We start from the raw sequence: 23266 nt of genomic DNA on the forward strand, positions 1-23266 counted from the left end.
GCCGGGTCACGGCTGCCAGTGCCCGGCCAGCGCGGGGCCGAGGTGGTCGAGGTACCGCTCGATGACGGAGACCATGCCCTCGGGCCCGGCCGGCTGGTGCCCGGCGGTCCAGGACAGGTGGGCGGAGCGCAGCAGGCTGCCGAAGACGGCGGCGAGGACGACCGGGCGCAGGTCCTCGGCGGGGTCGAGCCCTTCGCGTTCGGCGAGGATCTGGACGACCCGCCGCTCCTGCTCGGTGACCCGGCGCAGGTGGGCGGCGAGCAGCGCGGGCGTGTCCTCGATGATCCGCAGGAGTTCGAGGGCTCTGCTGATCGAGCCGGGCCCGGAGGTCTCGGCGTTCCCGAGGTCGCGCCAGGACTTGATGATCGAGGCGCGCAGGGCCTCCAGCGGGGTCTCCTCGGCGGGGCGCTGCTCCAGGCACTCCAGGAAGTAGTTCTCGGCGTCGGCCATGACGGCGAGCGCGACCTCGTCCTTGTTGGCGAAGTAGCGGAAGAAGGTGCGCTGGGAGACGTCGACGGCGGAGGCGATCTCGTCGACGGTGGTCTGCGCGAAGCCCTGGCCGAGGAAGAGCAGGTGGGCGGCCTGGACGAGGGCGTCGCGGGTCTGCTGCTTCTTGCGCTCGCGGAGCCCGGGGGTCCGGCCGACGTCCTCGCGGGCGGCGGGGCGGGGGGAGTGAACGGCCATGGCGGGGGCCTCTTCCGGAGCGCTGGTGGTGGGTCGGTGAGGTGCACCACCTTAACCCTCGGTTCGAATGTCAGTGCAGGTCAGAAGACAGCGTTTGCCGAATGTCAGTGGCTGACATAATCTGCGGGAGTGGCGCTCGTCGGCCGGGCACTCGTGGGGACGGGTGGGCCGACGCAGCGCCACCCCCGTGTTCCGCCCCTGCCTCCCCTGGAGGGCCCGAGATGAGCCAGTCCGTCGCCAAGAAGTCCGAGGCGGACACCCCGCCACCGTCCGCACCACCCGCCGGGGGAGGCCTCAAGGGGCACCCCTGGCTCACCCTGTTGACCGTCGCCGTCGGCGTGATGATGGTCGCGCTGGACGGCACGATCGTCGCCATCGCCAACCCGGTGATCCAGGAGAAGCTGCACGCCGCGCCCTCCGAGATCCAGTGGGTCACCAGCGGCTACCTGCTGGCCCTCGCGGTCTTCCTGATCACCGCCGGGAAGATCGGCGACCGCTTCGGCCACAAGACGACCTTCCTGACCGGCGCGGTCGGCTTCGCCGCCGCCTCGGCCGCGATCGGCTTCGCGGGCAACATCCAGACCGTGATCGTCTTCCGGGTGCTCCAGGGACTGTTCGGCGCGCTGCTCCAGCCCGCCGCGCTCGGCCTGCTGCGCGGGGCCTTCCCGGCCGAGCGGCTGAACATGGCGATCGGCATCTGGGGCGGCGTCATCGGCGCCTCCACCGCGGCCGGCCCGATCGTCGGCGGCCTGCTGGTCGAGCACGTCAACTGGGAGTCGGTGTTCTTCATCAACGTCCCGGTCGGCCTGCTGGCGCTGGGCCTGGGCCTGTGGATCCTGCTGGACGTCCGGGCCGAGAAGGCCGCCAAGTCCTTCGACCTGCCGGGCATCGCGCTGCTCTCGGCGGGGATGTTCGCCCTGGTCTTCGGCATCATCAAGGCGCCCACCTGGGGCTGGGGCAACGGCAGGACGCTGCTCTGCCTGATCGGCGCGGCCGTGCTGATGGTGCTGTTCGCGCTCTGGCAGACCCGGGCGAAGGAGCCGCTGATCCCGCTCGGCCTGTTCCGCTCGGTGCCGCTGTCGGCGGGCACGCTGCTGATGGTCCTGATGGCCTTCGCGTTCTTCGGCGCGCTCTTCTTCGTGACCTTCTACCTGCAGAACGTGCACGGCATGTCGCCGGTCGAGGCCGGCGTCCACCTGCTGCCGATGACCGTCATGATGATCGTCGGTTCGCCGGTGGCGGGCCTGGCGATCGGCAGGTTCGGCCCGCGCATCCCGATCGTCGCCGGCATGCTGCTCACCACCGTCGCCATGTACGGCATGTCCACCCTGGACACCGGCTCCGGCAACGGCGTGATGGCGCTCTGGTTCGTCATGCTGGGCCTCGGCATCAGCCCGGTCATGGTCGGCGCCACCGAGGTGATCGTCGGCAACGCCCCGCTGGAGCTGTCCGGCGTGGCCGGCGGCCTGCAGCAGGCCGCCATGCAGGTCGGCGGCAGCCTCGGCACCGCCGTCCTGGGCGCCCTGATGGCCGCCCGGGTCGGCGACCGGCTGTCCGAGAAGTGGGCCGCGGCCGGCCTGCCGCCGGTCGAGGGCGAGCAGGCCGAGGGCCTCAAGCAGGCCGCCCAGCTCGGCATCGCCCCGCCGGCCCCGCCCGGCACCTCGCAGCAGGCGGCGGACACGATGGCCGGCGTCGTGCACGAGTCCTTCGTCAGCGGCATGTCGCTCGCCTTCGCGATCGCCGCCGTGGTCGCCTTCGGCGCGGCCGTGCTCGGCCTGCTGACCCGCCGCGGCAGCACCGACGCGGGCCCGGCCGTGCACGTCTGATGCCCTGACGAACGCCGAAGGGCCGGACCCCCGTACGGGAGTCCGGCCCTTCAGGCGTCACCGGCCGATCAGGCGTCGCCGCCGGCGGCACCCGGGTCGGCCGCCGCCACGTCCAGCAGCTGGTAGCGGTCGATCGCGTCCTTCAGCGCCGAACGGTCGATCTTGCCCTGCTTGGCGAGCTCGGTGAGCACCGCCAGCACGACCGACTGCGCGTCGATGTGGAAGAAGCGACGGGCCGCGCCGCGGGTGTCGGCGAAGCCGAAGCCGTCCGCACCCAGCGACTGGTACTGGCCCGGCACCCAGCGGGAGATCTGGTCCGGCACCGCGCGCATCCAGTCGGACACCGCGACGAACGGGCCCTCGGAGCCCTGCAGCTTGGTGGTGACGTACGGCACGCGCTGCTGCTCCTCGGGGTGCAGCAGGTTGAACTCCTCGGCCTCCACCGCCTCGCGGCGCAGCTCGTTCCAGGAGGTCGCGGACCAGACGTCGGCCTTGACGTTCCACTCCTCGGCGAGGATGCGCTGGGCCTCCAGGGCCCACGGCACCGCCACGCCGGAGGCGAGGATCTGGGCCGGGATCTGGCCGGCCGTGGCCGGCGCGTACTTGTGCAGACCCTTGAGGATGCCCTCGACGTCCACGTTCTCGGGCTCGGCCGGCATCTTGATCGGCTCGTTGTACACGGTGAGGTAGTAGAAGACGTCCTCGCCGTTCGGGTGCTCGGCGCTGGAGCCGTACATCCGGCGCAGACCGTCCTGGACGATGTGCGCGATCTCGAAGCCGTACGCGGGGTCGTACGCGACGACGCCCGGGTTGGTCGAGGCCAGCAGGTGCGAGTGGCCGTCCGCGTGCTGCAGGCCCTCACCGGTCAGGGTGGTGCGGCCGGCGGTGGCGCCGAGCACGAAGCCGCGGGCCAGCTGGTCGGCCATCTGCCAGAACTGGTCGCCGGTGCGCTGGAACCCGAACATCGAGTAGAAGACGTACACCGGGATCAGCGGCTCGCCGTGCGTGGCGTAGGACGAGCCGGCGGCGATCAGCGAGGCGGTGCAGCCGGCCTCGGAGATGCCGTCGTGCAGCATCTGGCCCTTCGGCGACTCCTTGTAGGCCAGCAGCAGGTCGCGGTCGACCGACTCGTAGGTCTGGCCCATCGGGTTGTAGATCTTCGCCGAGGGGAACAGCGAGTCCATGCCGAAGGTGCGGTACTCGTCGGGTGCGATCGGCACGAAGCGGTTGCCGATGCCCTTGTCCCGCATGAGGTCCTTGAGCAGCCGGACGAACGCCATGGTGGTGGCGATGGTCTGGTTGCCGGAGCCCTTCTTGACCGCCTTGTACGCGTCGTCGCCGGGCAGCTCCAGCTTGCGCGGGCGCACCTTGCGGGTCGGCACGTAGCCGCCGAGCTCGCGCCGGCGGTCGTGCATGTACTGGATCTCCTCCGAGTCGCGACCCGGGTGGTAGTAGGGCGGGTAGCCCTCGTCCAACTGCTTGTCGGTGATCGGCAGGTGCAGCCGGTCGCGGAAGCGCTTCAGGTCCTCGACCGTCAGCTTCTTCATCTGGTGGGTCGCGTTGCGGCCCTCGAAGTTGGGGCCGAGCGTCCAGCCCTTGACCGTCTGGGCCAGGATGACCGTCGGCTGGCCCTTGTGCTCGCGGGCCGCCTTGAACGCCGCGTAGACCTTCTTGTGGTCGTGGCCGCCGCGACCCAGGTGCTGGATCTGCTGGTCGGTCATGTTCTCGACCATGGCGCGCAGGCGCAGGTCGCTGCCGAAGAAGTGCTCGCGGATGTAGTCGCCGGTCTCGGTGGCGTAGGTCTGGAACTGGCCGTCCGGGGTGGTGTTCATCTTGTTCACCAGGACGCCGTCGCGGTCCTGCGCGAGCAGCGGGTCCCAGCTGCGGTCCCAGATCAGCTTGATCACGTTCCAGCCGGCGCCCCGGAACTGGGACTCCAGCTCCTGGATGATCTTGCCGTTGCCGCGGACCGGGCCGTCCAGGCGCTGCAGGTTGCAGTTGACCACGAAGGTCAGGTTGTCCAGGCCCTCGCGGGCCGCCAGCGACAGCTGGCCGAGCGACTCGGGCTCGTCCATCTCGCCGTCGCCGAGGAAGGCGTAGACGTGCGAGTCGGAGGTGTCCTTGATGCCGCGGTGCTCCAGGTACCGGTTCATCCGGGCCTGGTAGATCGCGCCGAGCGGGCCGAGGCCCATCGAGACGGTCGGGAACTCCCAGAAGTCCGGCATCAGCCGCGGGTGCGGGTAGCTGGACAGGCCGTACGGAGCCTTCGACTTCTCCTGGCGGAACGCGTCGAGCTGCTGCTCGGTGAGTCGGTCCAGCAGGAAGGCGCGGGCGTAGATGCCGGGGGAGGCGTGACCCTGGAAGAAGATCTGGTCGCCGGACTCGCCCTCGGCGTCCTTGCCGCGGAAGAAGTAGTTGAAGCCGACGTCGTACAGCGACGCGGAGGAGGCGAAGGTGGCGATGTGGCCACCCACGCCGATGCCCGGGCGCTGCGCCCGGGACACCATCACGGCCGCGTTCCAGCGGGTCGCGTTGAGGATCTTGCGCTCGATCTCCTCGTTGCCGGGGAAGAACGGCTCGTCCTTGGTGGCGATGGTGTTGACGTAGTCCGTGCTGCGCATCTCGGGCACGGCGACACGCTTCTCGCGGGCGCGCTCGATCAGGCGGAGCATCAGGTAGCGGGCACGCTCACGCCCGCGCTCGTCGATGGCCGCATCGAGCGACTCCAGCCATTCCGCGGTCTCCTCGGGATCGAAGTCCGGGACCTGACTCGGAAGGCCGCCAATGATGATCGGGTTGCGATCGGATCCGGAAGCCACGCTGTTCCTTCACTGTCGGTCGAAACTGAGGTGTGTCGCGCCGCCTCCATCGTGCTACCGCGCTCGGAGATCCGTCATCTCTACCGATCGGTAACCGTCTCGCCCGGTGGGCGGGTCGGTCTGGCGGCGCGCGGTCCGGGCTTCGTCGCCCGCCCCGCACACCCCCGGGTGTTACGAACAGAGGTGGTCCGACCTGGTTTCCCGTCCGCCCGATGGCGGGCGGCCGGGGTGAGGGCCAACAGGAGACTCTACGCCCGCGCACGCGCGGACCCGAACGCCGTTCGCATCTCGGGCACGCGTACGGCCTGTGGGCCGGGACCACCCGAAGCATCCTTGTCCCACGCAGAGAAGGGCAAATCGGTGTGATTCCCGACACGTCGACCGGCGTGTCCCCCCGCGACACGTCAACCTTTGGAGGGGATCGGGGGTCGGGTACTTGCGCGAACCGCCGGTCCCGTGTGGACTACGGCCACAGCCTCGGCATGGATGCCGAGCCGAATACTGGAGGTTATTCCCGTGAGCGCGACCGCGGACCCCGCGGACAAGTCCAACCCGGCAGCCCGTCTCGCCTTCGCAGAGGGCCAGATCGTCCAGGAGCTGGGGTACGACGACGACACTGACCAGGACCTCCGCGAGGGCATCGAGGAGATCACCGGGACGGATCTCGTCGACGAGGACTACGACGACGTCGCCGACGCCGTCCTGCTGTGGCACCGCGACGACGACGGGGACCTCACCGACGCCCTCGTCGACGCGCTGGAGTACCTCGCCGAGGGCGGCCTGATCTGGCTGCTGACGCCGAAGACCGGCCGGGACGGCCACATCGAGGCCTCCGACATCGCGGACGCGGCCAAGACCGCCGGCCTCTCGCAGACCAGCTCGATCGCCGTGGCGAAGGACTGGGCGGCCACCCGGCTCGCGACCAAGTCCACCAAGGCGACCGGCAAGCGCTGACACGGACCCCGTGGCCCCGCACCGGGCCCCGCCGGAGGAGACTCCGGCGGGGCCCGGTGCCGTTTCCGGGCCGTTCCGGCTCCCCGCCCGGCCGGGCCGCCGCGGTCCGGCTTCGTCCGCTTTCCAGCGCTTTCGGCAGCTTCCGGCCAGTTCCGGCGTGTTCGCCCAGGGCGAACGGCGAGCGGCCGCCCGGGCGGCCGCGTCATCCGTTCGGCCGAACGTGCGCGAGCGAATGCGAGGATGGGGCCCGCCGCGCCCCTCGCGCGGCCCGGTCCCGTCAGAAAGGTCCCGCTCATGGCCATCGAGGTCGGCACCCAGGCTCCGGACTTCGAGCTCTCCGACCAGCACGGGCAGACCGTCCGGCTCGCCGACTTCCGCGGCGCCAAGCACGTCGTCCTGGTCTTCTACCCGTTCGCCTTCACGGGCGTGTGCACCGGCGAGCTGGGCGCCCTCCAGCGGGAGCTGGACGGGCTGCAGAACGACGACGTCCAGGTGCTCGGCGTCTCCTGCGACTCGCCGTTCTCCCAGCGCGTGTTCGCCGACCGCGAGGGCCTGGACTTCCCGCTGCTCGCCGACTTCTGGCCGCACGGCGCGACCGCCCGTGCCTACGGCGTGCTCGACGAGGAACGCGGCTGCCCGCTGCGCGGCACCTTCGTGATCGACCGGGCCGGCACGGTCCGCTGGAGCGTCGTCAACGGCCTCCCGGACGCCCGGGACGAGCGGGAGTACCTGAAGGTCCTGGCGGGTCTCTGAGGCCGTTCGCGGGTGCGCACGGGAACCGCGCACTACGCTCGGGCCGTTGGCGGATGGGGCGTACGTCCGATTTCGGGCGCCGACGCCCCGCACCGCACCGCCGGGGGCACCAGCCGTGCCTCCCGATTCTTGGAGGGCAAGTGGGAGTCAGCCTCAGCAAGGGCGGCAACGTCTCGCTCACGAAGGAGGCCCCCGGCCTCCAGGCCGTCGTGGTAGGCCTGGGCTGGGACGTCCGGACCACCACCGGGACGGACTTCGACCTGGACGCCAGCGCGCTGCTCTGCAACGAGCAGGGCAAGGTCGCCTCGGACGGCAACTTCGTGTTCTTCAACAACCTGAAGAGCCCGGACGGCTCCGTCGAGCACACCGGTGACAACCGCACCGGCGAGGGCGAGGGCGACGACGAGGCGATCAAGGTCAACCTGGCCGGCGTCCCCGCGGACGTGCAGAAGATCGTCTTCCCGGTGTCGATCTACGACGCCGAGGGCCGCGGCCAGAGCTTCGGCCAGGTGCGCAACGCCTTCATCCGGGTGGTGAACCAGGCGAACAACGTGGAGCTGGCGCGCTACGACCTCTCCGAGGACGCCTCGACCGAGACCGCGATGGTCTTCGGCGAGCTGTACCGCAACGGCGCCGAGTGGAAGTTCCGCGCCATCGGCCAGGGCTACGCCTCCGGCCTGCGCGGCATCGCCCAGGACTTCGGCGTCAACGTCTGACGGTTCGCGGCCCTCGGCCCGGCGCTGCGGAGTCCCTTGCGGTTCTTCGGAGTTCGTCGCGGCCGTGCGCGGTCCGAGCTTTTCCCGGGGCGGCCCCGGACCCCTCGCGGTCCGGGGCCGCCCCGGCTTCGTGGTGCTCCGCGGCGCTGCGAGGATGGGTGAGTTCAGGAAGTTCAGCCGGCCAACCGGGGCCGGCCGGGGCCGTGGGGGTTTACACCTTGAAGGCGCGCTCCGGGAGAGGACAAGGAGGAAGAGCAGTCATGGTGGTCACGCTCGCCAAGGGCGGGAACGTCTCGCTCAGCAAGGCCGCGCCGAACCTGACGCAGGTCCAGATCGGTCTCGGCTGGTCCGCCCGCTCGACCACGGGTGCCCCGTTCGACCTCGACGCGAGTGCGCTGATCTGCGGCTCCGGCCGGGTGCTCGGCGACGAGTACTTCGTCTTCTACAACAACCTCAAGAGCCCCGAGGGCTCCGTCGAGCACACCGGTGACAACCTCACCGGCGGCGACGACGCGGGCGACGACGAGCTGATCCTGGTCAACCTGGAGCTGGTGCCGGCGCAGGCCGACAAGGTGGTCTTCGCGGTGTCGATCTACGACGCCGAGGCCCGGCTGCAGAACTTCGGCCAGGTCCGGAACGCCTACATCCGGGTCGTCAACTCCCTGGACGGTCAGGAGATCGCCCGCTACGACCTGTCCGAGGACGCCTCCTCCGAGACCGCGATGATCTTCGGCGAGCTGTACCGGTACGCGGGCGAGTGGAAGTTCCGCGCGGTGGGCCAGGGCTACGCCTCCGGCCTGCGCGGCATCGCCCTCGACTTCGGTGTCGACGTACAGTAAGGGCTGATCAGATCAAAACAGACAAATAGCACCCACTGATGATGAGAACAGAGGGCGGTGCGGGGGTGACCTGACCGGGCCCGGCCCGGTCAGGGCGTCTCGGGACGAGGCCGGCCCCGGCACGCCTGAGACCCGAAAGGTAACCAAGTCCCGTGTTCCTCCGCACCTTCGGCTGGTCGTTCGCGATCACCGTCATCGGCCTGATCGCGGCCGGACTGCTCTGGGGGGCCCAAGGCTTCGGCATCGTGCTGATCCTCTCCATCCTGGAGATCTCCCTGTCCTTCGACAACGCGGTGGTCAACGCCACGGTGTTGAAGCGGATGAACCCGTACTGGCAGAGGATCTTCCTGACCGTCGGCGTGCTCATCGCCGTGTTCGGGATGCGGCTGGTCTTCCCGCTGCTGGTCGTCGGCCTCACCGCGAAGCTCAACCCCGCGACCGTCATCGACCTCGCGCTCCACTCCGACAAGACCCACGCCGGCCTCACCTACGGGCAGTACCTGGAGGCGGCCAACCCGGCCATCGCGGCCTTCGGCGGCGTGTTCCTGCTGATGATCTTCCTGGACTTCGTGTTCGAGGAGAAGGAGCACAACTGGCTGGGCTGGCTGGAGCGCCCGCTGGAGAAGGTCGGCAAGCTGGACGCGCTGTCCAGCGTCGTCGCCCTGGTCGCCCTGGTGCTGGCCTCCCGCTTCTTCGCCGCCGAGCACGCCGAGACCGTCCTGCTCGCCGGTGTCCTCGGCCTGATCACCTACCTCGCGGTCGGCGGCCTCTCCTCCATCTTCGAGTCGGGCCTGGAGGAGGAGGCCGAGCGCGAGGAGGAGGCCGAGAAGTCCGGCAAGTCGATCGTCCAGGTCGCCGGCAAGGCCGCGTTCTTCCTCTTCCTCTACCTGGAGGTCCTGGACGCCTCCTTCTCCTTCGACGGCGTGGTCGGCGCCTTCGCCATCTCCAGCGACATCTTCCAGATCACCCTGGGCCTCGGCATCGGCGCGATGTACATCCGCTCGCTGACCGTCTTCCTGGTCCGCAAGGGCACCCTGGACGACTACGTCTACCTGGAGCACGGCGCGCACTACGCGATCGGCGCCCTGGCGGTGATCCTGCTGGTCGGGATCAAGTACCACATCCCGGAGATCGTCACCGGCCTGATCGGCGTCGCCTTCATCGGGCTGGCGCTCGGTTCGTCGATCCTGCGCAACCGGCGGGAGCCGTCGGCCGAGGAGCCCGGCGAACTGGTCGGCAGCGGCAGGTAGCGCGCCCCGCCCTGACCACGAGAAGCGGCCGCCGCCCGGAATCCCGGGAGGCGGCCGCTTCTCGTCGTACGGGGGCGGTGCGGGGTCAGCCCAGCTGCTGCTCGATCGCGCGCAGCTTGCGCTCCAGCGAGTCCAGCTTCGGCATCGACAGGGTGTCGTCGTCGGACGTCAGGTCGATGGTCGAGCTGCGGTGCGAGCCGGTGCCGGCGCCCGAGGAGGAGTACGAGCTGCTGCTCGACGAGGTGCTCGACGAGGAGGAGTACGTCGAGGAGGAGTACGACGAGCCGACCGCGGGGCGCGCGTGGCGGCCGGAGTCCAGCGCGGCCGAGCCGGACCGGCTCGGGGAGGTGCTGTCGGACTCGGCGGCTAGGGCAGGCTCCGTAGCGGACGGGCCGTCCCCGGCCGTGAGCGCGGGCACCTGGCGCCCGCCGCGGGCCCGGGCGAGCATGCCGCCCTGGCGGGAGATCGCCTTCAGCTCGGCCCGCTCGCGGCGGTCGGCGGTGCGGGCGCGGGCCTTGGCGTCCAGCTTCGCCTGGCGCTCCTCGCGCACCTCCTCGACCGCGTCGTCCAGGCTGCGGACGTTCTCCAGCAGCATCAGCGACCAGGCCGCGTAGGTCTCGCGCGGGGCGCGCAGCCAGCGGACGATCCGGATCTGCGGCAGCGGCCGCGGCACCAGGCCCTGCTCGCGCAGCGCCGCCTTGCGGGTCTGCTTCAGCGCGCGGTCGAACAGGATCGCCGCCGAGATCGACATGCCGGAGAAGAACTGCGGGGCGCCGGCGTGGCCCAGGCCGCGCGGGGCGTGCACCCAGTTGAACCAGGCCGAGGCGATCGCGAACACCCAGACCAGCAGGCGCGAACCGAGCGCGGCGTCACCGTGGCTGGCCTCGCGGACGGCGAGCACCGAGCAGAACATCGCGGCGCCGTCCAGGCCGAACGGGACGAGGTACTCCCAGCCGTTCGACAGGCCCAGGTTCTCCTTGCCGAAGCCGACCAGGCCGTGGAAGGACAGCGCGGCCGCGACACCGGCGCAGCAGAACAGCAGGGTGTACGAGGAGATGCCGTAGATCATCTCCTTGCGGCGCCGGCGCTCCTCGCTGCGCTCCCAGGAGTCGCCGCCCTCCTCCTTCTTCGAGTTGTTCTTGAAGCGCAGCGTCGCGAGGAGGACGGCGACGAACAGCAGGGCTACGCCGCCGACGACGGTCCAGACCAGCTGTATGGAGGTCAGATTCATTGCGGGTCGGGCCTCGGGTTTCGGCAGGGGACAGGTACACGGTGCGACGCTCAGGCGCTCAGCTCCCGCCGCGCGGGCACCGCCTGACGGTTCGTTCGTCACCGCACGGCATGCCCGGCCCCCGCGGCAGGGGTGGTCGGGACACCTGTGCGGCTAGACGATATCGCGTCCGAAGGGGCGGCATGTTACGGGAGGGCGGCTTCCTCCGGCGAATCGGCCCGGCCGAACTCCTTTGTGGCGCACGGGATCGGCCGCCGGGTGAGCGTCGGGAGGCCGGGCGGGGTAGGGGAGGGGAAGGTTCGGGTATCCGGCGGCCGGGCCGATGCCCGATCATGGTTCGGCGGACCGTCAGATCGCCTGACGGGGCAGGGGGAGAGGACGGGATGGTCTCGATCTGGGAGTACCTGCGCGGGGACAAGAGCTACACCTTCGACAACCCGGGCGGTCAGCACAAGGTCATACTCACCAAGTCGGCGCCGCAGCACGCGATCACCGGCTCGGCGGCCACCACCGGCTACCTCTACGTCAACCTGCACTGGACCACTCGCTCCGGCGCCGCCCGGCCGAGCACCCGGGACAGCCTCAAGCGCTTCTTCAGCCCGCGGATCCTCAGCCCGCTGGAGCCGGACGCCGCGCAGGGCGTCCAGCTGAACGTCGACCTCGACCTGGCCTGCATGTACGAACTGTCGGACGGCACCCGGGGCGTGGTGCAGCCGCTCGGCGAGCTCTTCGGCGACCTGCGGGAACCGCCGTACATCAAGCTCAGCGGCGACGACCAGTACGGGGCGCCCTCCGGCGAGACGATGTACGTCAACCTGGAGAAGAAGGACAAGTTCAAGCGGCTGCTGATCTTCGTCTACATCTACGACGGCACGCCGGCCTTCGACCACACCCACGCGGTGATCACGATCGTGCCGCAGACCGGGCCGCGGATCGAGATCAAGCTGGACGAGCGGGCCCGGGCGGCGCGCTCCTGCGCGGTGGTGCTGATCGAGAACGCGGGGGACAACCAGCTGACCGTCCGGCGCGAGGTGCGGTACGTCAACGGGTTCCAGGCGGACATCGACCGGCTGTACGGCTTCGGCATGCAGTGGCAGCGCGGGTACAAGGGGCAGTAGGGCAGTGGGGAAGTAGCGCGGCAGACCGGTGCGGCGGGGCCGGGTGGTGGGCGGCCCCGCCGGCGGGCGGGTCAGCGGGGCTGGAACTGCGGGCCCTGCGGGGGCAGCGCGAACTCCTCGGCGGGCTGGGTCGGCCGGGCGGGCGGTGCCGGGGGCTGGGTCGGTGGGACGGGCGGCTGCTGGCCGGTGCCGGGCTGCGGGTAGCCGTAGCCGGTGGCCGGGGGCTGGGGCTGCGGTTGGGGGTAGCCGTAGCCGGTGCCGGGGTGGGGCGGGTACGGCTGGGCGGGCGGCTGCTGGCCCGTGCTGGGCTGGGGGTAGCCGTAGCCGGTGGCCTGCGGCTGCGGGTAGCCGTAGCCGGGGGCGGGCGGCTGCTGGGGGTAGCCGTAACCGCCGGTGTTCGGCCCGGGGTGGGTCGGCGGGGTGCCCGGCGGAGGCGGTACGGCGGTCGGCGGCGCGGCCGGGGGCATGGTCGGCGGGGCGGTCGGCGGCAGCGGCGGCGTGGCGGGCGGCGGCGGGGTCGCCGGGCCGCTCGCGGCGGACTGCGGGGTGCCGGGCTGCTGGGCGCCGGTCGGTGGGACCGCCGGGGCGAGCGCGAAGGTGCCCGGCTCGGAGCGGGGCGCGCGCTGCTCCGGCAGCGGGGTGGCGCGCGGGTCGAGCGCGCCGGTCGGGGAGGCGGTGGACGGCGGGGCGGGGACGGGCTGCGGCTGCGCGGCCCGGGTCGGCTGGGCGGCCGGGGCCGGCTCGGTCTCGTCGTCGACGGTGATCCCGAAGTCGGTGGCCAGGCCGATCAGCCCGGAGGTGTAGCCCTGGCCGATCGCCCGGAACTTCCACGTCCCGTTGCGCCGGTACAGCTCGCCCGCCACCAGCGCGGTGACGCTCTCGGCGTCGTCGATCTCGAACTCGGCGACCGCGGGCGCGCCCTCGCCGGCCGACACGTCGAACAGCAGCAGGCGCAGCCCGGGCACCGCGCGGAACGGTCCGCCCTCGGAGGATCCGGCCAGCACCACGCGGTCCACCTCGGCGGGCAGCTTCGCCAGCTCCACCTCGACCGTGTCGATGATCTCGGCACCGCCGGCGGTGTGCTGCTTGGGCAGGTGGCGCACCAGGCCGGACGGGTGCCGCGGCTGGTTGTAGAAGACGAAGTCGGCATCCGAACGGACCTTGCCGGTCGGGCCGAGCAGCAGCGCGGACGCGTCCACGTCCGGCGCACCGGGCGTGGCGCTCCAGCGCAGCACGGCGCGGACCGCCGCGGCCGGCAGTGCGATGTTGGCGCCCTTGGCCATCACGTGCGTCATAGCCGACCATCCTGCCTGTTCGCCACCCCTTCGGACAACGTGACCCGGACGGCCGCGCGCGCCCCGGACTTTGCCAAGACTTGCGTTTCCGGAGGTTTGCCGCGCCCGGTCCTCGACCCCGCCGTCACCGCCGGACCGGGCCGCGATGTTCCGCGAGTTCAGTGGGCGGGCGCCCGGAACGGCTGGAATCCGCCCGTACGATGGGCGTTCGAAGGGCCCCGGGGGCCCGGCGGAGGGGTGTCCGCCGGCGCGCGGCCGGGGAGCCACGGCGCCCGGTGGGCCGGTTCACCACGGTGTCGTCCCGTGTCGTCCCATGTCGCCGCGTGCCCGGCGGCGGACCGGAGTACGTCGAACGCTAGGAGAGCAGCATGCGCCATTTCGGCCATCTCGCCGAGGACGTCCGCGGCCGGCTCTTCCTGGAGCAGCCGCGTCCGTTCACCGCGCGGAGCGAGCCGGCGGTGCTCGCCACCGCCCTCGGCGGCACCCTCTACAGCCCCGCGACCCGGCCCGCGCTGGCCGCCGACATCCGCAAACAGGCCGCGCGCGGCGTGGTGTCGATGGTGCTCTGCCTGGAGGACGCGATCGCCGACCACGAGGTCGGCGCGGGGGAGCGCAACCTCGTCGAGCAACTCAATGACCTCGTCAAGGACTTCACCGACAGCACACAGGACCACCCCCTGCTCTTCATCAGAGTCCGCAGTGCCGCGCAGATCCCCGATCTGGCCCGGCGGCTCGGTCCGGCCGTCGACCTGCTCAGCGGCTTCGTCCTGCCGAAGTTCACCCCCGGCAACGGCCCCGGGTACCTGGCCGCCCTCGCCGCCGCCGAGGCCGCCACCGGGCGGCGGCTGTACGCCATGCCCGTCCTGGAGTCGCCCGAGCTCGCCCACCTGGAGACCAGGCGCGAACAGCTGTACGGCATCGCCGAGCTGCTCGCCGGGCACCGGGAGCGGGTGCTCGCCGTCCGGCTCGGCGTCACCGACCTGTGCTCCGCGTACGGGCTGCGCCGCTCGCCCGACCTCACCGCCTACGACGTCGCGCTGGTCGCCGGGGTGATCGGGGACGTCGTCAACGTGCTCGGCCGCGCGGACGGCACCGGCCACACCGTCACCGGGCCGGTCTGGGAGTACTTCCCGATGCAGGAGCGGATGTTCAAGCCGCAGCTGCGCCGCACGCCGTTCGCCGCGTCCGGCGGCACCGCGCTCGCCACCGGGGAGGAGGTCCGGCGGCGGATCATCGAGCACGACCTGGACGGGCTGATCCGCGAGGTCGAACTCGACCGGGCCAACGGGCTGCTCGGCAAGACCTGCATCCACCCCAGCCACGTCCCCGCCGTGCACGCCCTCTCCGTGGTCACCCACGAGGAGTACTGCGACGCCCAGGACATCCTGCGGGTCGACCGGGGCGGCGGCGGGGTGCTGCGCTCGGCGTACACCAACAAGATGAACGAGGCCCGGCCGCACCGGGCGTGGGCGGAGCGGGTGCTGCTGCGGGCCGAGGTGTTCGGGGTGGCGCGGGCGGACGTGAGCTTCGCGGAGCTGCTGGCGGCCTGCCTGTGCGGGTGACCTCTCCGCGCCCCTCCGCGTACCCCTCCCCGCGCACCCCTCCACGTACCCCTCCGCCGGATCGTTTCGCACCACCGAAGGCAGGACAGCAGTGAGCGCAACTCAGCAGACCTGGAACGGCCGTTGGGTCGCCGACCGGGCCGGGATCGGCCTGCTCGGCTCCGAGCGGCTGCCCGAACTCGTCGGCCTCGCCCTCCGTGCCGGCAACCGCCGGCGCGCCCACCTGCTGGTCTCCAACGTGCTCGGCAAGCACGTCCCGCAGCGGCCCTCGGTGGTGCACGGCGCCGGGCTCGAACTCGGCCACCGCGTCCGGGCGTTGCTCGGCGAGCAGGCCGCCGCCCGGGCCGTCGTGCTCGGCTACGCGGAGACCGCCACCGGCCTCGGCCACAGCGTCGCGGACGGCCTGGACGCGCCCTACCTGCACTCCACCCGCCGCCCGGTGCCCGGCATCGCCCCGCTCGGCGGCTTCGAGGAGGAGCACTCGCACGCCACCTCGCACCTGCTGCTCCCCACCGACCCCGAACTCCTCTCCGGCGGCGGGGCGTTGGTGCTCGTCGACGACGAGTTCTCCACCGGCCGGACCGTCCTCAACACCATCCGCGAGCTGCACGCCCGGTACCCGCGCGAGCACTACGTCGTGGTCGCCCTGGTCGACCTGCGCTCCGCCGCCGACCGTCACCGGCTCGCCGAGACGGCCGCCCAACTCGGCGTCCGGCTCGACCTGGTGGCCACCGCGAGCGGTGCCGTCCAGCTGCCGGAGGACGTCGTGCAGCGGGCGGAGCGGCTGATCGCCGATGCCGTTGCCGGAACCGATGCCGCTGCGGCGGTCGGGGAGACGGCGGCCGAGCCCGCGCCGCTCGTCCGGGTCGACCTGGACTGGCCGGCCGGGCTGCCGGACGGCGGGCGGCACGGCTTCACGCCCGCCGACCGCGCCCGGCTCGACGCCGCGCTGCCCGCGCTGGCCGGGCAGGTGGCCGAGGCGCTGGCGGGGGCTCCCGATGCCGCCGGTCGTGGCGACGGGCGGGTGCTGGTGCTCGGCTGCGAGGAGCTGATGTACGCGCCGCTGCGGCTGGCCGGGGCGCTGGACGAGCGGCTCGGCGGCGACCGCGTCCGCTACTCCACCACCACCCGCTCGCCGGTCCTCGCCGTCGACGACCCCGGTTACGCCATCCGCACCCGGCTCGCCTTCCCCGCCCACGACTTCCAGGGTGGCGGTGGCGCGGACGGCGGGGGAGACGGCGCGGACGGCGGAGGCGCCTCGCCCGAGCGCTACGCCTACAACGTCGCCCCCGGCGCCGACCCGGCCCGCCGCTTCGACGCCGTGGTGCTGGTCGTCGACGACGTCGCCGACACGCCCGCGCTGCACCGGGGCGAGCGCGCGCTGCTCGGCCAACTCCGGCAGGTCACCGACCTGGTGGTGCTCGCGGTGCTGCCCTCGCACCGGCCCGTCCCGCTGCACGGCCCGGCCTTCTCCTCGTACCGGCGGGACGAGGTGGCCTGGCTGCTCAAGGACCTCTCCGGCGTCCCGCTGGAGGCCCCGACCGAGGAGCGCGAGGAGGCCGTGCAGAGCGGTGGCGCGCACTACGCGGAGTCGCTGCCGGTCGAGTACCAGCCCAGCCCCGCCTACCAGGAGCTCTTCCAGCAGGCGCTGCACGGCTCCGCCCGGCGGATCGCGCTCGCCGTGGGCACCGTCGCCGAGACCCTGCTGCGCGAGCGCGGGCCGGGGCTCGTCCTCGCCTCGCTGGCCCGGGCCGGCACGCCGGTGGGCATCCTGATCCGCCGCTGGCTCGCCTTCGCCCACGGCCTCGACGTGCCGCACTACGCCGTCTCGATCGTGCGCGGCCGCGGCATCGACCAGGTCGCGCTGCGCTACCTGGCGGACCGCCACCGGGCCGCGGACGTGGTGTTCGTCGACGGCTGGACGGGCAAGGGCGCGATCACCCGCGAACTCGCCGACGCGCTGGCCGTCGACGCGCTGGCCGGCGCCGGCTTCGACCCGGCGCTCGCGGTGCTCGCCGACCCCGGCCGCTGCGTACGCACCTACGGCACCCGGGACGACTTCCTGATCCCGTCCGCCTGCCTCAACTCCACCGTCTCCGGCCTGGTTTCGCGCACCGTGCTGCGGCCCGGGCTGATCGGACCGGGCGACTTCCACGGCGCCAAGCACTACCGCGAGCTGGCCGGCAGCGATGTCTCGGCGGCCTTCCTCGACGCGGTGAGCGGGCACTTCGACGCGGTCCGGGCCTCGGCGGTGCTCGGCGCCGAGCAACTGGCCGCCGACCCCTACCGGGCGCCCGACTGGGCCGGCTGGGCCGCCGTCGAGCGGATCAGCGCCGCGTACGGCATCGACGACGTCAACCTGGTCAAGCCGGGCGTCGGCGAGACCACCCGGGTGCTGCTGCGGCGCGTCCCCTGGCGGGTGCTGGCCCGCCGGGGCGTCGGCGCCGACCTCGACCACGTCCGGCTGCTCGCCGCGCAGCGCGGCGTCGAGGTCGAGGAGGTGGACGAACTCCCGTACTCCTGCGTCGGGTTGATCCACCCCCGGTACACTCGTGGGGCGACCGGCGCCAGCGGCCGGGCCGTCGCGGGGGAGGGGGCCTGATGGGTGGCGCACTGATCGCCAGCGACCTCGACCGGACGCTCATCTACTCCGAGCGCGCCCTCGCCCTGGACGTCCCCGACCACCAGGCGCCGCGCCTGCTGTGCGTCGAGGTGTACGGCGGGCGGCCGCTGTCCTTCCTCACCGAGCGGGCCGCCGACCTGCTCGCCGAACTCGCCCGGCGGGCCCCCTTCGTGCCCGTCACCACCCGGACCGTCGAGCAGTACCGGCGCGTCAACCTGCCAGGGCCGCAGCCGAGTTGGGCGATCTGCGCGAACGGCGGGCAGCTGCTCGCGGACGGCGTGCCGGACGCCGACTGGCGGCGTGAGATCACCGGCCGGATCGCCGCCGGCGCCGCCCCGCTGGCCGAGGTCGTCCGGCACCTGGAGGGCTGCGCCGCCGCGCCGTGGACGCTCAAACGGCGGGTCGCCGACGAGCTGTTCACCTACCTGGTGGTCGAGCGCGCCGCCCTGCCGGCGGGCTGGCTCGCCGACCTCACCGGCTGGTGCGCCGAGCGCGGCTGGCGGGTCTCCCTGCAGGGCCGCAAGGTGTACGCCGTGCCGGAGCCGCTGACCAAGAGCGCCGCGCTCGCCGAAGTCGTCCGGCGCACCGGGGCGTCCACCGTGCTCGCCGCCGGCGACTCGCTGCTCGACGCCGACCTGTTGCTCGCGGCCGACGCCGCCTGGCGGCCCGGGCACGGCGAACTGGCCGAGAGCGGCTGGACGGCCCCCGGCGTCACCGGCCTGGAGCAGGTGGGGGTGGCGGCGGGGGAGGAGATCGTCCGGAGCTTCCTCGCGGCGGTGGCGGCCGTCGCCGAGGCTGCCGAGACCGCCGCCGTTGCCGGTTAGCCGCAGCACCCGCCGCCGCAGCAGCCGCCACCGCCGCCACCGCTCGGCGGCTGCGGCGCGGCCCCGGCCGCACCGGTGACGGCGACGGTGGACAGCAGCTTCACGGTGTCCTCGTGGCCCTGCGGGCAGACCGCCGGGTCGCCGGCCCGGGCCATCGGGCGGCGGAGTTCGAACGTGGCGCCGCAGGAGCGGCAGCGGAAGTCGTAGCGTGGCATACCGGCAGGGTACCGAGCGCGGCTAGTGGTGGCCCAGATCGCCCCGGATCAGGTCGATCACCCGCGCGGCGGTGTCCCGTACGCCCGCCAGCTCGGTCAGGAACAGCCAGTAGTCGGGGTGCCGGCCCGCCGCCTCCAGCGCCGCCACCGCGCGGTCCAGCCGGGCCACCGCCTCGTCCAGCGGGGCCGCGTGCCGCGGGTCCGGCGCGCTGCGGCCCGCCATCGCCAGCCGCTGCGCGTCCCGGACGGCGAAGCGGGTGCGCTCCACCTCGCGGCTCGGATCGTGCTGCACCTCGTTCAGCTGCCGCAGCCGCTCGTTCACGGCGAGCACCGAGCCGTCCGCCGTCTCCAGCAGCGCGCGGACCGTGCCGATCGCCGCCGTCGCGTCCGCCCAGCGCTGCTCGTCCCGGGCCCGGGCCGCCTCCGCCAGCTTGCGCTCGGCCGCCCGGCCGCTCTCCGCGACCTGCTCCGGCACCCGCTGGAGGTCCTGCCAGCAGGCGGTGCTGAACCGGCGGCGCAGCTCGCTCAGCGCCGGCTCGACCGTCGCCGCCTTCGTCTCCAGCGCCTGGATGCGGGTCCGCAGGCTGGCCACCCGGCGGTCGATCTCCCGGGCCCGCTCCGGCAGTTGGCCGGCGTCCGCAGCGATCGCCCCGGCGCGCTGCTGCACCTCCTCGGCGCGGCGCAGCGTCGCGGCCACCCCGTGCCGGGTCGGGCCCTCGTTCAGCCGTCCCAGCTCCGGCGCCAGCTCGGCCAGCCGGGCCGCCAGGTCGTCCGCCCGCAGGCCCGCGCCGCGCGCCTCGTCCAGCGCGTTGGACGCGGCCAGCAACGCCCGCTTGGCCTGCTCCACCGCCGGGGTCACCCGCATCAGCTGCTGCTCGGCGTGGTCGAGGGTCGGCTGGAGGCGGCGCAGGAAGTCGTTCAGCTCCGCGCGGGCCGAACCGAGCTGACCCCGGACGTCCTCCAGCAGCCGCCGGGCCCGGGCCGCCGACGTCGCGTCCAGCGCCTCGCTGTCCAGGTCGAACGCGTCCAGGGCGCCCAGGTAGTTCACGGTGACCTGCTCGACCCGCCCCGAGATCGCCGGCAGCCCGGCCAGCGCCCGCTGCGCGGCCGCGTCCTCCTCGGCCGCCCGCACCGTCTCCACCGCCAACTGCACCTCGCGCTGGGTCTCCTCCAGCTCGAAGAACGCCTCCTGCGCCCCCGCCCGGGCCTCCTTCGCCTCCGCCCGGGCACCCTCCCCGCCGCGCCGGCCCCACCAGCCACCACTCCCGGCCGACGCCAGCCCCACCGCGCCCAGCGCACCCGCCAGCACCACCGGCAACACCAGCGCGTCGACCAGCGCACCCGCCGCCCGCCGCCGCCCCCGCCCGCTCCCGCCGGCCACCGTCACTGCGCGCTCCCTGCTCCGTCCGCTGATCCGGCCCCATTCTCGCCGATCCCCCCACCACCCCGGCACCCCACCCGCGCCACACCACCCCCCGGAACCAGGTACCCTGGACCATCGTCGTGCGCCCACCGCCCACGACGGGGGGCGCGTAGCTCAGTGGTAGAGCGCTGCTCTTACAAAGCAGATGTCGGCGGTTCGAAACCGTCCGCGCCCACAGCAAACATGCAGGTCAGAGGGCCGTGGTGACAGCTCGAAGGAGCCGACACCACGGCCCGAAACACATTTAGAACACATCACGCCGCAGCGGCGTCGGCGGCTGCCTCCAAGGCAGCCACTTCGGCGGCGAGCTTGGCCGCCTTCTTCTGCGCCTTCTCGGCCTTCTTCTTCGCCAGCTTGAGCACCTTCGACCGTTGGCTGTCGAGCCGGTCTGACACCTCGTCCAGACGGTCCGGCCAGAGGTGACCGTACGTGTCCAGCGTCAGGGTCGCGGTCTTGTGTCCGAGCATGGTCTGGACCACCTTGACGTCGGCGCCGCTGGCGATCGCCAGGGAAGCCGCAGTGTGCCGCAGTTTGTGAAGCGTGATGCCGAGGTCTGCCAGGCCAGCGCTCTCCAGAGCCTTCTTGAATCGCCGACGTGTGAAGTTGCCGACGATCAGCTTTCCGCCCTCGGGGGCTGTAAAGAGAAGGTCGTCCGGATTTCGGCCGGCCATCAGCAATTCGAGTTCCTTGAGAAGGAATGCGGGCACTGGAACCGAGCGGCGCTCATGGTTCTTCGGAGTGTCGAGATATAGGCCGCTTTTGTCTCGGCTCCACGTCTCGGCGATCCGAACGCGTCGGGTGGCAAGGTTTACGCGACTGATCTTGATTGCGGTGGCTTCGCCCCAGCGGACTCCGGTATAGGCAAGAAATAGGATCAGCGTCCGATACTCGCCGCAGGCGTCAGCGAGGTTTTCCACCTGCACGTTGTCCAGGTAGACGTGCTCCGGCGGGACGTAGCGAGGGAGCGGGATTCCGATTGCCGGGTTATAAGCAATTCGGCGGGCGTGAACCGCATAGTCCAGTACTCCCTTGAGGACGACGTGTATCTTCCGAATGGAACTAGCGGAGAGGGGCTTTCCGCTGGATACGGAGTCTGCGAGGATGTCGCCGAGCCACTTGGCGATGCCGTCGAACTGGATGCGAGCGACCGGAGTTGATCCCCATTTGGGGATCACGTATGTGTCCAGTGCGATTCGGTACCTGGCGCGGGTCGAACGCTTCACATTGAGCTTGGCTGTGAACCACTCTTCCGCAACCTCTGCGAACTTCGTGCGGCCTGCGGATGGGTCTCGGTAGGTTCCATTGCCGAGCTTTTCCTCCAGCTCGGTCCGAGTGGCTTCGGCATCGACCTTGCGCTGGACGGTCTTCATGCGTGCCTGGCCGTCCGGGTCGTACCATCGCACGCGGTATCTGCCGGGAGCCGTGCGTCCGCTGGACTTTGCCTTTGCTACTGCCGACTTGAAGTCGGCATGGTTAATTCGGTCTTCTATCCAAACGCGGGACATAAATCACCTGGATCTGCTTTGCAGTGTTCATGGTCATATCCATTCCTTCTTTCTGCCCGTTCGAATGCGCGAATTCTGCCGCATATCGGGTTGCATGGTTTATCGGTGATCCGCGTGCGCGTCGGCAGTGACGGCCTCGCGACGCAGAAGAGCGGGGTCCGGCGACTGGGGCGTTGCGTCGGGGGTTAGGCCGGCCGCGGGATCGGCCGGATGCCGAGCGCCGGGTTGCTGGGCAAGTGCCCGTGGCGGACGCCGTGTTCCAGGGCCCGCTTGAGCGCGGCGAGGACGCTGTTGATCGTGGTGGCGCTCAGCTGGCCCTCGGCATGTAGGGCCGACATCAGGCGCTCGACGTCCGCCCGCGTGATCGTGATGGCGAGCCTGCGTCCAAGGCGCGGCAGTACGTGCCTGTCGAGCGGTCGGCGGTTCGGGAACTTCGGCGGGCCAGGCCGGGGAGACCGCACCGGCAGGGAGGACCAGCGGTCGACAACATCGCCAAGCGTCAGTGGAGCCCGGCCGCAGGCGATGTCGACGCGCATGGCTGCCGCGAGGTATGGAGACGGCACAATCAGGCTGTGGGAAGTGCCCGATTCGTCGCGCCAGCGGACGCGATAGCGGGCCGGTGGGGTGCGGTCGGCCGCACGAGCGCGTGCGACGGCCAGCAGGTACTCCGAGTGCTTACCGCGGTCCTCGATCCGGGCGTGGAGCATGGTTCTTTGCCAATCTTTGATGGATGCATGTCATGAAGCTTCCTCTTCTCTGCCCGTACGGGTGCGGGACCGGTCGGTCGCGCAATCGGGTTCGCTGAACTGGCGCTGCGGCCGTGCCGAACGCCTGGTGATGCAGGGCCCTACTTCGAGCCGGAGTCGTCCGGATTGAGTAGGGCAGCGAGTTCCTCCGGGCTTGCACCCGACCGAACCGCAGTGTTGATCTTCGCCATGGTCGCCGCCATCTCCGAGTTGAAGGCTGCGGTCATCGCGGCGGCCCGGTCCTGGAGAACCGAGCTGGTGAAGTCGGCGAGGGCCTGTTGGCTGTCGCTAGCCGGCCTCCGTTGGATGGCTGTCGAGTAGAACTGCCTGGAGTCGCTCTGGGGCAACGCCTTTTGCCCGCAGAACCACTCCATCAGCAACTCGCCATCGCTAACTGACACTTCTGGAGTCAGCAGAACCGTCGTGCCAGGTTCGGCCTCTTCCGGAAGGCCCAGCAGATGCATCGGCGAGATGTCCAACGCCACTGCGAGGGCCACGACTTCGTCGATCGATAGCTCGCGCCGTCGAACGCCGTTCGCGTCACGCCGACCCGTCTCGATGTTGGCCAGGACGGGGGCCGTCAACTTTGTCGCGCCAACATCGTGGCAGGCAGCTGCTAGTTGCTTCATGGTCCACCCGCGTCGATTCCGGGCCTCCTTCACCCGAAGCGCCACTGCGTCGCTCACCGACAGGGTCGGCGGGGCCGAGTCGCTCGACATCTGGCCTCCTTGCTTGTCGTATCGGCGACTCTACTCATCACCTCTCGATTGCGCAATCGACAACTTCGCAACGCCCTGCAGTTGTCGATTCGACAAGCACCCCTCGGCAGGTGCCGAGAGTCTGGGCCTAGTTGTCAAAACGACAACTTTGAATGTCGTATTGA

General features: G+C 71.6%; 19 protein-coding genes and 1 tRNA gene. 11 read left to right on the top strand and 9 right to left on the bottom strand.

The features are described 5' to 3' along the window. Positions 1-6: 6 nt before the first annotated feature. Entirely contained in the window at positions 7-684 is a 678-nt protein-coding gene (locus AB2U05_RS23075; RefSeq protein ID WP_045693772.1) for a TetR/AcrR family transcriptional regulator, read from the bottom strand. 221 nt (positions 685-905) lie between these two features. Between AB2U05_RS23075 and AB2U05_RS23080 the strand changes: the two genes are divergently transcribed. Further along, the gene (locus tag AB2U05_RS23080) at positions 906-2510 is read left to right on the top strand and encodes an MFS transporter (RefSeq protein WP_045693774.1); all 1605 of its coding nucleotides are present in this window, start codon (positions 906-908) and stop codon (positions 2508-2510) included. 68 nt (positions 2511-2578) lie between these two features. Here AB2U05_RS23080 and aceE read toward each other — a convergent pair whose 3' ends face one another. Then, a complete protein-coding gene (aceE, locus tag AB2U05_RS23085; RefSeq protein ID WP_045693776.1) occupies positions 2579-5329 on the bottom strand; it encodes a pyruvate dehydrogenase (acetyl-transferring), homodimeric type in 2751 nt (916 codons plus the stop codon). Between the two features lie 516 nt (positions 5330-5845). On the opposite strand from aceE, the gene AB2U05_RS23090 reads away from it, so the two are divergent. From AB2U05_RS23090 to AB2U05_RS23110, 5 genes are all read left to right on the top strand, one after another. Then, positions 5846-6283 (top strand): DUF3052 domain-containing protein, encoded by a 438-nt coding sequence (locus AB2U05_RS23090; RefSeq protein ID WP_045693779.1) that lies wholly within the window; start codon positions 5846-5848, stop codon positions 6281-6283. 294 nt (positions 6284-6577) lie between these two features. Further along, positions 6578-7036: a peroxiredoxin gene (locus AB2U05_RS23095; protein ID WP_369184118.1), complete on the top strand. Its 459-nt coding sequence runs from the start codon at positions 6578-6580 to the stop codon at positions 7034-7036. Positions 7037-7176: 140 nt separating this feature from the next. Then, positions 7177-7752 carry a TerD family protein gene (locus tag AB2U05_RS23100; protein WP_369184119.1) on the top strand — a complete coding sequence of 192 codons (576 nt, stop codon included), beginning with the start codon at positions 7177-7179 and terminating at the stop codon, positions 7750-7752. A gap of 260 nt (positions 7753-8012) precedes the next feature. Continuing rightward, on the top strand, positions 8013-8591 hold the full coding sequence (locus AB2U05_RS23105; RefSeq protein WP_045705574.1) for a TerD family protein: 579 nt from the start codon (positions 8013-8015) through the stop codon (positions 8589-8591). A gap of 152 nt (positions 8592-8743) precedes the next feature. After that, positions 8744-9841 (top strand): DUF475 domain-containing protein, encoded by a 1098-nt coding sequence (locus AB2U05_RS23110; protein ID WP_045705576.1) that lies wholly within the window; start codon positions 8744-8746, stop codon positions 9839-9841. Between the two features lie 85 nt (positions 9842-9926). On the opposite strand, the gene AB2U05_RS23115 is transcribed toward AB2U05_RS23110, so the two are convergent. Next, positions 9927-11072 (bottom strand): DUF2637 domain-containing protein, encoded by a 1146-nt coding sequence (locus tag AB2U05_RS23115; RefSeq protein ID WP_369184120.1) that lies wholly within the window; start codon positions 11070-11072, stop codon positions 9927-9929. A gap of 383 nt (positions 11073-11455) precedes the next feature. Here AB2U05_RS23115 and AB2U05_RS23120 point away from each other — a divergent pair, with 383 nt between their 5' ends. Next, on the top strand, positions 11456-12190 hold the full coding sequence (locus AB2U05_RS23120) for a Tellurium resistance (RefSeq protein ID WP_045705580.1): 735 nt from the start codon (positions 11456-11458) through the stop codon (positions 12188-12190). Between the two features lie 71 nt (positions 12191-12261). Here the strand turns inward: AB2U05_RS23120 and AB2U05_RS23125 are convergent, their stop codons facing one another. Then, entirely contained in the window at positions 12262-13485 is a 1224-nt protein-coding gene (locus AB2U05_RS23125; RefSeq protein ID WP_369184121.1) for a TerD family protein, read from the bottom strand. A 368-nt stretch (positions 13486-13853) separates the two neighbouring features. Between AB2U05_RS23125 and AB2U05_RS23130 the strand changes: the two genes are divergently transcribed. From AB2U05_RS23130 to AB2U05_RS23140, 3 genes are all read left to right on the top strand, one after another. Further along, a complete protein-coding gene (locus tag AB2U05_RS23130) occupies positions 13854-15047 on the top strand; it encodes an HpcH/HpaI aldolase/citrate lyase family protein (RefSeq protein WP_045703902.1) in 1194 nt (397 codons plus the stop codon). Positions 15048-15138: 91 nt separating this feature from the next. Continuing rightward, a complete protein-coding gene (locus AB2U05_RS23135; RefSeq protein WP_369184122.1) occupies positions 15139-17649 on the top strand; it encodes a phosphoribosyltransferase in 2511 nt (836 codons plus the stop codon). Next, positions 17649-18494, top strand: a complete 846-nt coding sequence (locus AB2U05_RS23140) for a hypothetical protein (RefSeq protein WP_045703907.1) — start codon at positions 17649-17651, stop codon at positions 18492-18494. The genes AB2U05_RS23135 and AB2U05_RS23140 overlap by 1 nt, the downstream gene beginning before the upstream one ends. On the opposite strand, the gene AB2U05_RS23145 is transcribed toward AB2U05_RS23140, so the two are convergent. Further along, positions 18491-18709, bottom strand: a complete 219-nt coding sequence (locus tag AB2U05_RS23145) for a zinc ribbon domain-containing protein (RefSeq protein WP_369184123.1) — start codon at positions 18707-18709, stop codon at positions 18491-18493. The genes AB2U05_RS23140 and AB2U05_RS23145 overlap by 4 nt on opposite strands. Before the next feature lie 22 nt (positions 18710-18731). After that, positions 18732-20096 (bottom strand): hypothetical protein, encoded by a 1365-nt coding sequence (locus AB2U05_RS23150; RefSeq protein ID WP_369184124.1) that lies wholly within the window; start codon positions 20094-20096, stop codon positions 18732-18734. A 139-nt stretch (positions 20097-20235) separates the two neighbouring features. Between AB2U05_RS23150 and AB2U05_RS23155 the strand changes: the two genes are divergently transcribed. Continuing rightward, a tRNA-Val gene (locus AB2U05_RS23155) sits at positions 20236-20307 on the top strand. A 79-nt stretch (positions 20308-20386) separates the two neighbouring features. Here AB2U05_RS23155 and AB2U05_RS23160 read toward each other — a convergent pair. The 3 genes from AB2U05_RS23160 to AB2U05_RS23170 form a co-directional block, all read right to left on the bottom strand. Next, the gene (locus AB2U05_RS23160; protein ID WP_369184125.1) at positions 20387-21502 is read right to left on the bottom strand and encodes a tyrosine-type recombinase/integrase; all 1116 of its coding nucleotides are present in this window, start codon (positions 21500-21502) and stop codon (positions 20387-20389) included. Positions 21503-21822: 320 nt separating this feature from the next. Beyond that, on the bottom strand, positions 21823-22344 hold the full coding sequence (locus AB2U05_RS23165; protein ID WP_369184126.1) for a hypothetical protein: 522 nt from the start codon (positions 22342-22344) through the stop codon (positions 21823-21825). Positions 22345-22484: 140 nt separating this feature from the next. Then, a complete protein-coding gene (locus AB2U05_RS23170; protein ID WP_369184127.1) occupies positions 22485-23102 on the bottom strand; it encodes a helix-turn-helix domain-containing protein in 618 nt (205 codons plus the stop codon). Between the last annotated feature and the right edge of the window lie 164 nt (positions 23103-23266).

This window comes from Streptomyces sp. Y1, from assembly GCF_041053115.1.
In the GTDB taxonomy this organism is placed as follows: Bacteria; Actinomycetota; Actinomycetes; order Streptomycetales; family Streptomycetaceae; genus Kitasatospora; species Kitasatospora rubellomurina.

Bases quoted from the DNA above. Each gene is read 5' to 3' on its own strand.
- AB2U05_RS23075 (WP_045693772.1), bottom strand. From the start codon at position 684: ATGGCCGTTCACTCCCCCCGCCCCGCCGCCCGCGAGGACGTCGGCCGG.
- AB2U05_RS23080 (WP_045693774.1), top strand. From the start codon at position 906: ATGAGCCAGTCCGTCGCCAAGAAGTCCGAGGCGGACACCCCGCCACCG.
- AB2U05_RS23095 (WP_369184118.1), top strand. From the start codon at position 6,578: ATGGCCATCGAGGTCGGCACCCAGGCTCCGGACTTCGAGCTCTCCGAC.
- AB2U05_RS23105 (WP_045705574.1), top strand. From the start codon at position 8,013: ATGGTGGTCACGCTCGCCAAGGGCGGGAACGTCTCGCTCAGCAAGGCC.
- AB2U05_RS23115 (WP_369184120.1), bottom strand. From the start codon at position 11,072: ATGAATCTGACCTCCATACAGCTGGTCTGGACCGTCGTCGGCGGCGTA.
- AB2U05_RS23120 (WP_045705580.1), top strand. From the start codon at position 11,456: ATGGTCTCGATCTGGGAGTACCTGCGCGGGGACAAGAGCTACACCTTC.
- AB2U05_RS23125 (WP_369184121.1), bottom strand. From the start codon at position 13,485: ATGACGCACGTGATGGCCAAGGGCGCCAACATCGCACTGCCGGCCGCG.
- AB2U05_RS23130 (WP_045703902.1), top strand. From the start codon at position 13,854: ATGCGCCATTTCGGCCATCTCGCCGAGGACGTCCGCGGCCGGCTCTTC.
- AB2U05_RS23140 (WP_045703907.1), top strand. From the start codon at position 17,649: ATGGGTGGCGCACTGATCGCCAGCGACCTCGACCGGACGCTCATCTAC.
- AB2U05_RS23145 (WP_369184123.1), bottom strand. From the start codon at position 18,709: ATGCCACGCTACGACTTCCGCTGCCGCTCCTGCGGCGCCACGTTCGAA.
- AB2U05_RS23160 (WP_369184125.1), bottom strand. From the start codon at position 21,502: ATGAAGACCGTCCAGCGCAAGGTCGATGCCGAAGCCACTCGGACCGAG.
- AB2U05_RS23165 (WP_369184126.1), bottom strand. From the start codon at position 22,344: ATGCTCCACGCCCGGATCGAGGACCGCGGTAAGCACTCGGAGTACCTG.
- AB2U05_RS23170 (WP_369184127.1), bottom strand. From the start codon at position 23,102: ATGTCGAGCGACTCGGCCCCGCCGACCCTGTCGGTGAGCGACGCAGTG.